Raw genomic sequence first — 13,598 nt, forward strand, 5'->3', positions numbered from 1 at the left:
GGATCGTGGTCCCGCCGCGCCCGTCTGCCGCGCGGCGGTTCGTCGTCTCGCGGTGATCCGTCGTCCCGCGGTGTGGGCCCGCGCACTCAGCAGACCGTACCAACGATTCATCGCGGCACCGCTGTGCCACACTGTGACTGAGGAGAGCCGACTCCATGAACGGGCCCGAGAGGCAGCACTCGACGGTGGAGGAGCTGTTCGCCGCGGGCGGTTCGCTGGGCAGCCTGATGAGCGGCATCGACTGGGCGGCGACCCCGCTGGGGCGGACGGACACGTGGCCTGCCCGGCTGACCGAGGCCCTGCGGATCACTCTCGGCTCCGAACAGCCGATGGCGCTGTTCTGGGGCCCCGAACTCCGGATGCTGTACAACGCGAGCTACGCCGCCCTCATCGGCAGCAAGCACCCGGGGGCGCTGGGCGAGCCGTGCGGCGAGGTGTTCCCGGAGAACTGGGAGACGACCACGGGGCCGCTGTTCCACTCCGTGGTGGACGGCCGCAAGCCGATCCTGGTCAATGACATGGCGTTCCAGCTCATCCGGCGCGGCTTCCTGGAGCAGTCCTATTACGACATCTCCTTCCAGCCGATGCCGCTGCCGGACGGCTCGGTGGGCGGGGTGCTGTGCGTCGTGACCGAGACCACGGCCCGGGTGCTCAGCGAGCGGCGGCTGCGGCTGCTGGCCGCCCTCGGCTCCAGGACGGCCGGGCTGCTCACCCCGCAGGACGTCGCCCGTACGGTCGCGGAGGTGCTGGACGGCCACCGCGAGGAGGACGTGCCGTTCACCGCGGTCTATCTGGCGCCAGGGCCCGGAAGGCTGCGGCTGGCCGCCGCCACGGCCGTGGCGGCGGACGCCGCCGGGCCGGCCGAGGACCTACGGCTGGCGGAGCCCGCCGCGGAAGGCGGGCTCGCGGCGCGGCTGGCCGCGGTGGTCGAGGGCGCCGCCCCGGCCTGGCTGCCGGGTTCACTGCTCGGGTGGCCGGGGGAGAAGGCACTGGCCCATCCGCTGCTCCGCTCGGACGAGGTGGCGGGCGTACTCATCATGGGGATCAACCCCAAGCTGCCCGTCAACGCCTCCTACCAGGACTTCTACGATGTGCTCGCCCGCGGTGTCAGCGCGGTGCTGGCGGCGGCGCACACCCAGCAGGAGCACCGTCTGCGCGCGGAGGCGCTGGCCGAGCTGGACCGCGCCAAGACGACGTTCTTCGCCAACGTCAGCCATGAGTTCCGCACCCCGCTGACCCTGCTGCTGGGGCCGGTGCAGCAGGCCCTCTCGGTGGAGGACCGGCCCGAGCGACGCAGACAGCTCGAACTCGCCGAGCGCAGCGCGCTGCGTCTGTTGAAGCTGGTCAACACGCTGCTCGATGTCTCCCGGGCGGAGGCCGGGCGGCTGAGGGGCCACTTCGAGCCGGTGGATCTTTCGCATGTCACGGCGGAGCTGGCGGCCGTGTTCCGCTCCGCCTTCGACCTGGCGGGGCTCAGCCTGCGGGTGGAGTGTCCCCCGCTGCCCGGGCCGGTGCATGTGGACCGGGAGATGTGGGAGAAGATCGTCCTCAATCTGCTCAGCAACGCGCTGAAGTTCACCTTCGCGGGCGGGGTCACGGTGCGGCTGGCCGCCGCCGGGGAGCGGGCGCGGCTGACCGTGGCGGACACCGGCACCGGGGTGCCCCCGGAGGAGCTGCCGTATCTCTTCGACCGGTTTCACCAGGTGCGCGGGGCGCGTTCGCGCTCGTACGAGGGCAGTGGCATCGGCCTCGCGCTCGTCAAGGACCTGGTCGAGCTGCACGCGGGCACCGTCTCGGTGAGCAGCAGGCCGGGCGAGGGCAGCACGTTCACCGTAGAGGTGCCGTTCGGCACCGCCCATCTGGCGGCGGGCACCACCGGCGCCGGCTCTCTCGGTCATGACGGGGCCACCCGGCAGGAGCGCACCGCCGCCTATGCCGGGGAGGCGCTGCACTGGCTGCGCAGCGACGCGGACCTGACCGCGGACAACGCCAAGGACACTGCCGCCGCCCCGGTCCCCGCCGAGGAGCGGACCCCGGTGGCTTCGCCGGAGGGCGACGGCGCCCGCCGGCCGCTGCTGCTGGTCGCCGACGACAACGCCGATGTGCGCGGCTACCTCAAGGAACTGCTCGGCCCGGACCACGAGGTGCTGCTGGTCGGGGACGGCCGGGCGGCCCTGGATACCGCCCTGTCACGCCCGGTCGACCTGGTGCTGACCGATGTGATGATGCCGCGGCTGGACGGATTCGCGCTCGTACGGGCGCTGCGCGCGGATCCGCGGACCACCCGCCTGCCGATCATCCTGCTGACCGCCAGGGCCGGGGAGGAGGCGACGGTGCAGGGCCTGCGGGCGGGCGCGGACGACTATCTCGCCAAACCCTTCTCCGCCCGCCAACTGCTCGCCCGGGTGCGCGCCAACCTGGAGCTGTCGCGGCTGCGCGAGCAGGTGCTCACCGCCAGCCGCCGCCACGCGGCCGCGCTCACCTCCCTCGCCCAGGCGAGCATGCTGTTCTCCGACAGCCTCGACCCGCCGCAGGTGCTGGAGACCGCGAAGGAGGTGCTGATTCCGGCCCTCGCCGACGAGATCCGGATCCGCTTCACCGACCCGCGGGCGGATCAGTCCGTGTTCGTCGCGGGCAAGCGGACGGTCGGACCGATGGACTTGGAGCACGCCCTCGCGACAAGCCTCGGCGCCGAAAGTCCCGGGCCGCCCCCGCCCGACACCGTGCTGTCCATGCCGCTGGTCGCCCACGGCCGGACGCTCGGGGCGCTGGCCGTCGCCAGGCGCGGACCGGCGTACCACGAGGGGGACCGGAACCACCTCGAATCCCTCGTCGGCAGGCTGGCCCTCGCGTACGACAACGCCGCCCGGTTCCGCAACGAGCGCCGGCTGGCGCTGACCCTGCAGCGGGCGCTGCTGCCCCAGCGCCTGCCCCAGGTGCCCGGACTGCGCACCGCGTCCTACTACCGGGCCAGCACCACCGGTACGGAGATCGGCGGCGACTGGTACGACGTGATCGCGCTGCCCGGTGGGGTCATGGGGCTGGCGATCGGCGATGTGATGGGCCACGACGTGGACGCCGCGACCGTGATGGGCCGGCTGCGGCCCGCCCTGCGCGGCTTCGCGCTCGACCGCGCCGCCCCGGGCACGCTCCTCGCCAAGCTGGACGCGTATCTGCGGTCGCTGGACGTCGAACACTTCGCGACGTGTCTGTACGCGGTGTACGAGCCGCGGACCCGCCGGCTGCGGTGGGCGTCGGGCGGACACCTTCCGCCGCTGGTGGTGGCGGGCGAGGCCACCGACTTTCTGCAGACCCGGCCGGGCGCCCCGCTGGGGCTGGTGCAGGGGGCGCCCGAGAACCACGCGACGCGGCTGCCGGCCGGCGCCGGGCTACTGCTGTACACCGACGGTCTGGTGGAGAACAGCAGGCTCTCGGTCGACGCAGGGCTGGCGGCCCTGCGGGCGACCTGCGCGGGGCTGTCCGAGTCGGAGCGGCTCGATCCGCAGCGGATCATCGACCGGTCCATGGGCCTGCTCCACGCTCCCGGGCGCGTCGACGACGACACCGCCCTGCTCGCCGCGTCGGCCGGGCCCTAACCGGGCATTCGCGGCGGCCGGGTGGGGGCCGCCACCGGCTCTCCGGTGTCCGCGTCGACGACACCGACGCGGACCGCGGGCTCGGCCACCGTGTCCAGGCTGGCCGCGGCGTCCACGGCGAAGAGCACGAAGACCGGTCTGGCGCCCGGGCCCCCGCCGTGCATCCCGGAGTACTGGAGGACGCGCCAGCCACCGTCGTCCCAGTGGTCGAGCAGCGCGGACCGCACCACCGGGGCCGCCGCCCGCCAGGCCAGCGAGCGCTCCAGCAGCTCGACCGTGGCGGCCACCGGAACCACACCGCCGTCCACGGGCCCGGCGAGCGGCGGCCCGGCGCCCCGCCGCCGAAGGCCAAGCGCCCGAACGCCGCGCCACCACCACCCCGCACGGCCGTCGGCCGAAAGCGCCACGAGCCCGATCGCGCCGCCGCCGACCAGGCACAGCGACCCGACCGGCCGCCGCGCCACCGCCGCCCACCAGGGCTCCCCCGCCGTCGCCGCCACGGCCGCCACCGCGCCACCCGCGGCCAGGGCGATGGCGCGGGCGAAGGCGCGCCAGGTGACGGGGGCCGTACCGCTCCCCGTACAGCCGCAGGACGAGCCCGGGGCGGCCCGGTGGGCGTAGGCCAGATAGCCGGTGAAGCCCACGCCGAGGACGGCTGCCGCCACCCCCGGGGCCACGGTCCCGGGCAGCGTGAGCAGCGCGATGGCGAGCAGCAGTTCCAGTACGCCGAGCAGCCGTAGGGCGAGCGCGGCCGGGCGGGCGCCGCGCAACAGCCGGACGAGCGCGGCGGGCGGCGCCGGGCGGGTCGGGCGGCGCCGCCACAGCTTGGCCACGCCGGTCCAGCCGAGCAGCCCGGCGGTCAGCAGCGGGGCCGCTCCGGCGGGCGGGGCGATCACCGTACTCTCCCCGGTGGCGGCCCGACCGAGACCCGGACGATGTCCACGGCCCCGTCCGCGGGCCGCCACGCGCCGAGCACCTGGGCGCCGTCGCCGACCCGCAGCCGGGACAGATCGGAGGTGGGCGCGGTGCGCGCGTACGAGGCGCTGGTGGTGGCCGGGGACAGATGGCCGACGATCCGGTGCGTTCCGTGCGTCAGATGGAGCCGGTCCTGTTCGATGCCGCGGACGGTGGCGTAGAGGTTGACGATGTTCACCCACACCGCGTCGGCCGCGACGGTGCCATCGGGCATCGGGACACCACGGGCGTAGAGTCCGTCACCGGCCTCGATCTCCTCGGCGGTGGCGACCCCCGCCTTCCAGACGCTGGTGGCGTTGGTCAGCCGTACCCGCGCCCGGTCGCCGTGGGATCCGGCGATGTCCAGCACACTGCCGTCGATCCGCTGGATCCGGCCCTCCACGAAGGCGCTCCGGGCGACGGCCGGGTCCAGGGGTTCAAGGGGCGCGGTGAAGGCGGCGTCGGCGTCGACGGCGCCCAGCGAGGTCGCGCCGACGATGGTGGCGCCGCCCAGGGCCACGGTGGTCAGAAACCGCCGTCTGCCGTGGTCCGCGGGGTGTTTGAGGCGGCCGGGGGCCGGTCGGGGCGGGGTCATGGCCGGGTCCTCCGTCACTCGTCGATCAGCACCGGCAGGGTGCCGGAGCTGAGGCTGCCGAGGGCGGAGAAGGCCGCAGGCGTGAGGTCGATGACCCGGTTGGTCCGGCAGACCCCGTCGCAGCAGGTCTTCTCGGAGCAGAAGCTCTTGGTGCGCGGGCCGCAGTCGGTGATCGTCACACACACCGACGCGTCGGAGCACTGGTGGCGGACGGTCAGTACGCTGCCACAGCCACGTTTCGGTATGTCCTCCCCGCACAGGTCCGGCCGGGTGATCTCCCAGCACTCCCGCGAGGCGTGCGGCCACGCGGCCTGCGGCTCGCCGGACCGGCAGGTGCCACAGGAGCCGCCACCCGTGCTCGCGCACGGGCCCCAGGAGTTGCCGCAGCAGAACCAGCTGGCCTCGCCGGCCCACAGGGGCGTCGATCCGCGAGATCCACAGGCCATGACGCCGCTCCCTTCGTCTCTCTCCGCGCGTCTCCTCCAGCGTGCGGGGAACATCACCGGGCGGCGATCGCGCATGCGCCGACTGCGCGGTGGCCGCAGGTGGCGGCCGCATGGGCGCCCTTGCGGCCGGACGTACAGTGGGGAAAGGCGTGGTGTGCCACGGTGCGCCCGCCACCACGCGGCCGGTCCGTGACACGGACAGACACGGGTAAGGAATGCCGCCATGGCCGACCCGAAAGGCTTTCTCTCCACACCTCGCCGACTTCCGTCGCGCCGCCCGGTGGCCGAGCGGGTGCGGGACTGGAACGAGGTACAGGTGCCGGGCGGTCTGCTGCCGATCGTCGGCGCGCAGGCCGGGCGCTGCATGGACTGCGGCATCCCGTTCTGCCACGCGGGCTGCCCGCTGGGAAACCTGATCCCCGAGTGGAACGAGCTGGTCTCGCGCGACGACTGGCGGCGGGCGAGCGAGCGGCTGCACGCGACCAACAACTTCCCGGAGTTCACCGGCCGGCTGTGCCCGGCGCCCTGCGAGAGCGGATGCGTGCTGGCCATCAACCAGCCCGCGGTGACGATAGAGAACGTCGAGCGGGCGATAGTGGACCGGGCGTGGGAGAGCGGCTATGTGACCCCGAAGCCACCGGAGCGGCTGTCCGGGAAGACCGTCGCGGTCATCGGCTCGGGCCCGGCGGGCCTGGCCGCGGCCCAGCAGCTGACCCGCGCCGGACACACGGTGGCGGTGTACGAGCGGGCCGACCGGGTGGGGGGTCTGCTGCGCTACGGCATCCCCGAGTTCAAGATGGAGAAGCGCCACCTCGACCGCCGGCTGGCGCAGATGCGCGCGGAGGGCACCAAGTTCCGTACGGGCGTGGGTGTGGGCACCGACGTGGACGCCGCCGAGCTGCGGGCCCGTTACGACGCGCTGGTCATCGCGGTCGGGGCGACGGCGTGGCGGGAGCTGTCGGTGCCGGGGCGGGAGTTGGCCGGGATACATCAGGCGATGGAGTATCTGCCGCTGGCCAACCGGGTCCAGGAGGGCGACTTCACCCGGCCGCCGATCACGGCCGAGGGCAGACATGTGGTGATCGTCGGTGGCGGGGACACGGGCGCGGACTGCCTGGGCACCGTGCTGCGCCAGGGCGCCGCCTCCGTCACCCAGCTGGACATCCACGTCCGGCCCGGGACCGATCGGCCCGAGGACCAGCCCTGGCCGGTCCACCCGAAGATCTACCGGATGTCCGCCGCCCATGAGGAGGCTCAGGAACTGGGCGCGTCCCCGGACGCCGATGTGGACGCGCGGCTGTTCTCGGCCGCCACGATCCGCTTCGAGGGGGCACCCCCTGGCCCGGGAGGCGCGACGGGCGCTGTCCGGGCGCTGCGGCTGGTCGGGGTCGACGCGGACGGTCGGCCCGAACCGGGCTCGGAGCGGGTGCTGCGGGCGGACATGGTCCTGCTGGCGCTGGGCTTCTCGGGTCCCGAGCGGGACGGCGGCCTGATCGACCAGCTCGGCCTGGAGCTCGACGTCCGGGGCAATATCGCCCGGGACGAGGGGTTCGCAACCGGCTGCGAGGGCGTCTTCGTGGCGGGTGACGCGGGCCGCGGCCAGTCGCTGATCGTATGGGCCATCGCGGAGGGCCGCTCCGCCGCCGCGGCCGTGGACCGCTATCTCGCGGGCTCCACGGCCCTCCCGGCCCCCGTCACCCCGGCCGACCGGCCGATGGTGGTCTGAGCGCGGCGGCCCGGCGGAATCCGGTCCGGCGGGATCCGGCGCGGCGGACCCGGGGCGGCGGACCCGGGGCGGCGAACCCGGGGCGGCGAACCCGGGGCGGCGAACCCGGGGCGGCGCTGTCAGACCCGGTGGATAACGTTCTTGGCAGCGGGGCCGTGCAGGGTCGCGCCGGAACGCGGCATGCGGAAAAGCGGCATGCGGGAACAGTGCGGGACAAATGGGGGGCCAGTGGCACGGGTGACGGGGGAGAGCCGGCATGCCGCGGCGCGGGGGGTGATCGACCTGCGCGACCGCCGGGCGCTGCTGGAGTGTCAGGTGGCGGATCCGGCGGTGACGGAGGAGGGCCGTCGGCTCAAGGAGGCGGCGCTGCTGGACTTCGGGGTCAAGGACAGCGTGGTGGGGTCGTGGCTGTACGCCAAGTGCCACCATCAGATCGCCACCGCGGCGGTGGACACCGCGGCGGTGGTGGCCGTGGGCGACGGTAGCTGCCTGCTGCTCTACAACCCGGAGTTTTTCGTCCGGATCGGGCCGAGCGGAGTGCGGTTCGTGCTGTTCCACGAGGCGCGCCATCTGATCCACCGCCATCTGTACGTGGACGAGGAGCTGCGCGCCGACCCGGTCTTCGAGTTGGCCGCCGAGGTGGCGATCAACCATGTGGCCATGGTCCGTCTCGGGCGTACGGAGCTGCCCGCCCAGGAGGTGCCGGACGGCCTCGGGGGCACCCGCCGCGAGCCGGTGGGCGTCGACCCGCGCGAGGTGCACCGGCAGTATGTGGCCGATCTGTCCGAGCAGGGCCTGACGCCGCTGTCCTACCGGGATTTCGTCGACACCGACCTGGGGGTGTACGGGGAGCTCAAGCGGATGCGCCGGCCGCCCGTACCGCCCGCGGTGTGCATCCATATGCGGTTGGCCGGGGCCGAGCAGGGCCAAGGGGCGGGCCGCGGCCTGCCGATGGACGAGGAGACGCTGTCCTCCATCGTCGACGCCACCTTGAGCGAGGCGATGCGGGCGGCGCTGCGCGGCGAGGGCATCGCCCGGGAGGAGATGCTGGCCCTGGCGGACCGCACCGCCGGGGGCGGCAAACGACTGGAGCGCATGTGGGGCCGGATGGGCCTGGCCGCGCTGCGCGGTGAGACCCCGCGGACCCGGCGGGTGGAGTGGTGGCGGCGCTGGCTCTCCGATGTGCTGGCCTCCAAGCTGCGCGAGGGCGAGCGGCTGGTCTATCCGAAGAAGCAGGGGGCCGTGCTGCTGGCGCTGGGCCATGACCCGACGCTCTCCCGGCGGGGCGCGGAGCGCACCAAGGTGGTGGTGGTCGCGCTGGACACCTCGGGTTCGATGCCGCAGCAGGTGGTCGACTGGATCACCTCGCTGGTGGGCCGGACCGACGGGGTGGAGAGCCACTGGCTGAGCTTCGACGGCGCCGTGATGCCCTTTGTCCCCGGGGAGCGGGTGCTCGGCGGCGGCGGGACGAACTTCCAGCTGGTCGTCGACTATGTCGAGGGCCGACTCGAGGTGAACGGGCGGCGGTTCGAGGAGCGCGCCGACGCGGTGATCATGGTCACCGACGGCTATGCGCCCAAGGTCACCCCGGCCCACCCCGACCGGTGGATCTGGCTGATCACGGACGGCGGGGACGACTGGCCGGAGCGGCACGATCCGCCGATGGCCTGCCACCGGGTGGTCACCGGTGACAGCTGACGGCCGGGCTCGCCGGCGAGCCGTTTCGGACATCGACAGACACACAACGAGGGAACAGACCACTGTGAGCAGCACGCAGAAGACGGCGCGGCGGACCGGGCCGGGCAGCGGCGCCCGTCTGGAGCAGTTCATCAGCGCGATGATCGCCATGGGGCAGACCGGGCAGGTCTTCGGCGAGCACGGCATCGGCAAGACGTCGACGTTTCTCTCCTACGTCCCCGAGGCGCACCCCGGCACCGAGGTGATCCTGGTCCCGGCGGCCAATCTGACCCCGGACGATCTGCTGGTCAACGCTCCGGTGCGGGACGAGCACAGCGGTGAGCTGGTCCTCACCCAGCTGATCATGCGTCAGCTCACCCCCGGTAAGCCCTTTGTGCTGCTGATCGACGACTCGCTGCAGGCCGGCGAGACCATTCAGTCCCAGCTGATGCAGATCGCCTGCAACTGGACGCTCGGCGAGCACGATCTGCGCAAGCTCGGCTGCGTCGGCGTCTTCCTCGCCGACAACGAGTCACTGGCCGAGACCAGCGCCCGGCGCAGCGATCTGGCCGTGCTGGACCGCATGGTCACCCTGCGGGTGACCGCCAATGACACCGCCTGGCGGCAGAACCTGGCCGAGCGCTACGAAAACTGGGACCTGACCGAGGTGTTCCGGCTCTGGGCCGGGCTGACCCCGCGGCTGCGCTCGCTGCTGTCGCCGCGCACCCTCCAGCATGTGCTGGACTGCGCCCGCGCCGGGTTTCCCTTGTCCTGGGCGCTGCCGCTGGTCGGCGGTCAGCGGCTGCGCCTGCGCGATATGAAGTCGGACGGCAAGCCGGGCCCCGACCGCACGGCGGAGATCCTGGACGGCATCGCGGCGGCCGTCGGCTGCCCGAACCCGGCGACGATCGCGGATCCGGTGCGCGCCATTTTGCGCACCGCCGTCCGGGAGAACTGGTCCGTGCTGCTCCAGGGCCCGCCCGGCTGCGGCAAGACGGAGATCACCAAGGCGGTGGTCCGGGAGGAGACGGGGCGCGACCCGGTCTATTTCTCGCTGCCGGTGACCAATGTCGAGGACCTGTGTGTGCCGATCCCGACGCCCGACGGCACCTTGGACACGTTGCTCAGCCGCTCGCTCATGGGGCCCGAGTCCAAGGTGATCGTCTGGGACGAGTACAACCGGCCCAAGGACAAGGCCACCTTCGCCAAGCTGATGGAGATCACCCAGGAGTGGTCGCTGGCCGGCCGGCCGATTCCGGGGCTGTGCGCCCAGATAGCGCTGCAGAACCCGCCGTACCACCTCGGCCGCAAACTGCTGGTCAGCAGCAACAACGTGGCGCAGGCCAGCCGTTTCACGGTCAGCTACGAGGCGAGCCCGCAGGACATCCCGGCCAATCAGTGGCTGATCGACACCTATGGCGAGGTGGCCGAGACGGCGCTGGAGTGGTGGAAGAGCGATATCGACGACGAGGGCCGGGAGTGGATCACCAAGCGGACCCTGGAGCGGCTGATCAAGCTGCATCTGGCCGGGCAGCCGTTGGAGACCGGGCTGATCTACCTCGGCGACGGGGAGTACGCCCCGGTGCCGCTGTCCCAGCTCGAGGCGCGGCTGTCGGAGAGCCTGGGGCAGAAGGTCATCGGACTGAAGGAGTTGGCGCGCGATGTGGCGGAGTGGGAGGCCAGGCTGGCCGCGGCCTGTGAGAGCTCGTCCGAGGGCACCAATGACACCGACCTGGTGCACCAGGTGTTCGCCAACGCTGAGGTCTCGCAGCTGAAGCGCCATGCCGAGGTGGTCGCGCGACTGTTGCGCCATATGCCGCCGAAGCTGCGCGCCGCCCATCTGGTGGGGCAGACCCCGGAGCGGCAGCGGTTCTGGATCGGCGCGCTGTCCAGGATGGCCGAGTTGTCCGCGACCCCCTGAGCCTCCTCTTCCCGCCCCTCCCCCTTCTTGCTCCCCCTGCACTCTTCTCGACGATCGGAGAACACCCGGCGTGGCGACCCTCGACGATTCCCTGCTCTCGGCCACGTTCCGGCTGGCCGGCCCCGCACTCGCCCCGGACCTGATGGCCCGGCTGCGCGAGGAGGCCATGGCACTGGTGGCCGGGCGGGAACCGCTGCCCGACTATCTGGTGGACGAGATGTTCGCCACCGGCGACGGCGAAATGATCTGGGCTCTGTCCGGGTGCCCGCTGACGCACGAGCGCGAACCGGTGCTGCTGCGCCTTGCCGCGCTGGGCTACACAGCGCTGGGCCCACGGCTCTACCGGGGGTACGGCGACCGCCGGAAACTGCGCGCCGCGGTGTTGGAGGGCGCGAAGCGGAATCTGGACGACCCCGACTGGCATGAGCCGGACGGGCTGGTGGAGTATCTGCTGAACACCAGCGGTCCGGACGAGCTCCGCCCGGCGCTGCGCGCGCCCTTCCCCCGCGTCGTGCGCCACGCCCTGAAGTCCGTCGGCTACAAAGCGGACGCGAACGAACAGTTGGCGGCCTGCCGGGCCGTACTCACCTACGGCGGTGTGACCGAGCTCGCCGAGCTCGCCGAACTGCCCGTGCTGCGCCCGGCGGTGGCGGAGCTGGTGCGCCGGGCGGTGGCCGCGCCGGACCCGGCGGCGGTGCTGGAGACCGCCTCGGTCCCCCAGGACGCCGAGGCCCCCGCCGACACCGCCCCCGCCGACTCCGCCCCCGCCCCTACGGCGAAGGCCCCGGCCCTGTCCGGGCCGGAGCTGGTGGCCCGGCTGCGCGAGGTGACATGGGCGCGCGACTATGTCCCGCTGGACGGCGCGGACTGGGATCTGCTGCTGGCCGAGCACCAGCGCGACCCCCTGCCGAACGGCGCGCTTCTCGTCCTGGCGGCCAGCCAGGACTGCTCGGAAGAGCTTGTGCTGGAGGCCTACAAGAAGGCCCCCCGCCATCTCCCCGACACCTCCCCGCTGCCGTGGCGACTGCTGACGGTCCCCGACTGGAGCGACTCCTACTCCCGTTTCGACCTGTCCAAGCTGCTGCGCCGGGGCTTCCAGGAGGAGGTCTATCCGATCGAACGGGTGCTGACCGAGATCAAGCCCGCCCGTACGGTGCTGGGCTCGCTGCCGTACGCGGAGGATTCGGTCCGCGAAGCGCTGACCGGCCTGGTGGCCGAGCTGGGCGAGGACTTCGCCACCTGGCGCGCCATGTACTCGCTGATGCCCCGCTTCGCCGGAACACCCACGGAGCTGGTCGCCGCGGCCCGCGAGCAGACGGCCAAGCACCGGAACAAGCCCTGGCCCCGGCCGCTGGCCCCCGAGTACCCGGTGAGCGCGCCAGAGGGCGCCCGGGCGGTGTTCCTGCAGCTGTACCAGCTGGCCACCGAGGACGTCCAGCTGGCGCTCGCGGAACATCTGGACCAGCGCACCATCCAGCATCTGCTGGTCCACCACCAGCCCTCGGCCGCCCTGCGCGACCGCTTCATCGCGCTGCACGGGGTGTCCGTGCTGGCCGGCCTCGCCTCCAGCTGGGAGCTGCCCGAGGACATCATCGGGGAGCTGCTGCTCCACGACGACCCCGAGATCAACGCCAAGCTGTACATCAACACCCCGCTGACCCCCAAGCAGCGCCGGCAGATCCTGTCCGGCCGGCGCAGCCGTCCCGACAGCGGTGAGGGGCCACTGCCGCTCACCGAGGAGGTGTTCATCGAGCTGCGGAACAGCGGGCGCCGCCACTGGCTCCTGCCGATCGTCGAGGCCGGCGATCCGCGGCTGGCCCGCATCCTGCTCGGCAAGATCAAACTGCATACGCTCGCCGGACAGCTGCTCCTGCTGGTGCGGCTGTGCGAGCGGCGCGGCGCCGAGGAGGTGCGCGCGCTGCTGGACGAGACCGAGTTCCCCGAGCGGCGAAGCAAGAAGCACCCGCTGCCGGCGGCCACCCAGAAGATCGTCCGAGCCGCGCTCGAGGCGCCGGACTGCCTGGCCGAGCTGCGCGACCGGCTCGCGCATGCACAGTCGCCCGCAAGCCAGGCGGGGCATCTGCGCGGCGCGGCCGAGGGGCGGCGCGATCAGCTCGCCGCGGCGCTGGAGCGGCTGTCCGAGGAGACCGGCCCGGACCTCCCGTGGCCGGAGCTGCTGGCCGAGCACGGCCGCGATCCGCTGCCGGACCCGCTGCTGGTCGAGCTGGCCAAGCGGGACGACTTCCCGGAGGAGCTGCGCCCCGACTGGCGGCTCGCTGAGATGCGCCAGGGGCACCCTGCCCATCCGCACCGGCTCACCGGCCCGCGCCCCACCGCCCTGGAGCTGCTGCGCCACCACCAGCTGCCCGCGTACATCCAGCAGGACTGGCTGAACACGGCGGTGTCCTACGAGCAGCTGACCCTGTCGGAGATCCTCCACGAGGCGCGGCCGGCCCGCGTGGCCGCGACCTACCTGGCGAAGTACGCGTCGAACCGCCCCCAGGAGTCCCCGGACGGCATGGATGAGCAGCTGTGCCGGGTCCGCCAGGAGGCCGTGGATCTGATCGCCGCCCATCTCGGCAAGGATCCGGAAGGCTGGGCGGTGGCCATGCGGCTGATGCCCGAGTTCACCGGCACCCTCCCGGAGCTGCTGGCCACCACGGCGGCGGTGATCAGCTAAGGG

8 protein-coding genes are annotated in these 13,598 nt (G+C 72.9%); 5 read left to right on the forward strand and 3 right to left on the reverse strand.

Features of this window, described 5'->3' with window-relative positions; all coding sequences use genetic code 11:
- Positions 1–155: 155 nt before the first annotated feature.
- Positions 156–3,596 (forward strand): SpoIIE family protein phosphatase, encoded by a 3,441-nt coding sequence (locus ACFV2X_RS12295; RefSeq protein ID WP_385614816.1) that lies wholly within the window; start codon positions 156–158, stop codon positions 3,594–3,596.
- On the opposite strand, the gene ACFV2X_RS12300 is transcribed toward ACFV2X_RS12295, so the two are convergent.
- Genes ACFV2X_RS12300 through ACFV2X_RS12310 form a run of 3 tightly spaced genes read right to left on the reverse strand, consistent with a single transcriptional unit; the run spans position 3,593 to position 5,591 of the window.
- The gene (locus tag ACFV2X_RS12300) at positions 3,593–4,492 is read right to left on the reverse strand and encodes a MauE/DoxX family redox-associated membrane protein (RefSeq protein ID WP_385614819.1); all 900 of its coding nucleotides are present in this window, start codon (positions 4,490–4,492) and stop codon (positions 3,593–3,595) included. The genes ACFV2X_RS12295 and ACFV2X_RS12300 overlap by 4 nt on opposite strands.
- Positions 4,489–5,145 (reverse strand): cell wall protein, encoded by a 657-nt coding sequence (locus ACFV2X_RS12305; RefSeq protein WP_385614822.1) that lies wholly within the window; start codon positions 5,143–5,145, stop codon positions 4,489–4,491. Before ACFV2X_RS12305 ends, ACFV2X_RS12300 begins: the two co-directional genes overlap by 4 nt.
- 14 nt (positions 5,146–5,159) lie before the next feature.
- Positions 5,160–5,591: a septal ring lytic transglycosylase RlpA family protein gene (locus ACFV2X_RS12310; protein ID WP_385614825.1), complete on the reverse strand. Its 432-nt coding sequence runs from the start codon at positions 5,589–5,591 to the stop codon at positions 5,160–5,162.
- Positions 5,592–5,814: 223 nt separating this feature from the next.
- Between ACFV2X_RS12310 and ACFV2X_RS12315 the strand changes: the two genes are divergently transcribed.
- From ACFV2X_RS12315 to ACFV2X_RS12330, 4 genes are all read left to right on the forward strand, one after another.
- Complete coding sequence (locus tag ACFV2X_RS12315; RefSeq protein WP_385614828.1) at positions 5,815–7,317, forward strand: glutamate synthase subunit beta; 1,503 nt, start codon at positions 5,815–5,817, stop codon at positions 7,315–7,317.
- Between the two features lie 228 nt (positions 7,318–7,545).
- Positions 7,546–9,015 carry a hypothetical protein gene (locus tag ACFV2X_RS12320; RefSeq protein WP_385614830.1) on the forward strand — a complete coding sequence of 490 codons (1,470 nt, stop codon included), beginning with the start codon at positions 7,546–7,548 and terminating at the stop codon, positions 9,013–9,015.
- 139 nt (positions 9,016–9,154) lie between these two features.
- Positions 9,155–10,915 carry an AAA family ATPase gene (locus tag ACFV2X_RS12325; RefSeq protein ID WP_385615069.1) on the forward strand — a complete coding sequence of 587 codons (1,761 nt, stop codon included), beginning with the start codon at positions 9,155–9,157 and terminating at the stop codon, positions 10,913–10,915.
- A 70-nt stretch (positions 10,916–10,985) separates the two neighbouring features.
- The gene (locus ACFV2X_RS12330; protein ID WP_385614832.1) at positions 10,986–13,595 is read left to right on the forward strand and encodes a hypothetical protein; all 2,610 of its coding nucleotides are present in this window, start codon (positions 10,986–10,988) and stop codon (positions 13,593–13,595) included.
- Positions 13,596–13,598 lie beyond the last annotated feature (3 nt).

The organism is Streptomyces sp. NPDC059679, from assembly GCF_042734105.1.
Classification (GTDB): domain Bacteria; phylum Actinomycetota; class Actinomycetes; order Streptomycetales; family Streptomycetaceae; genus Streptomyces.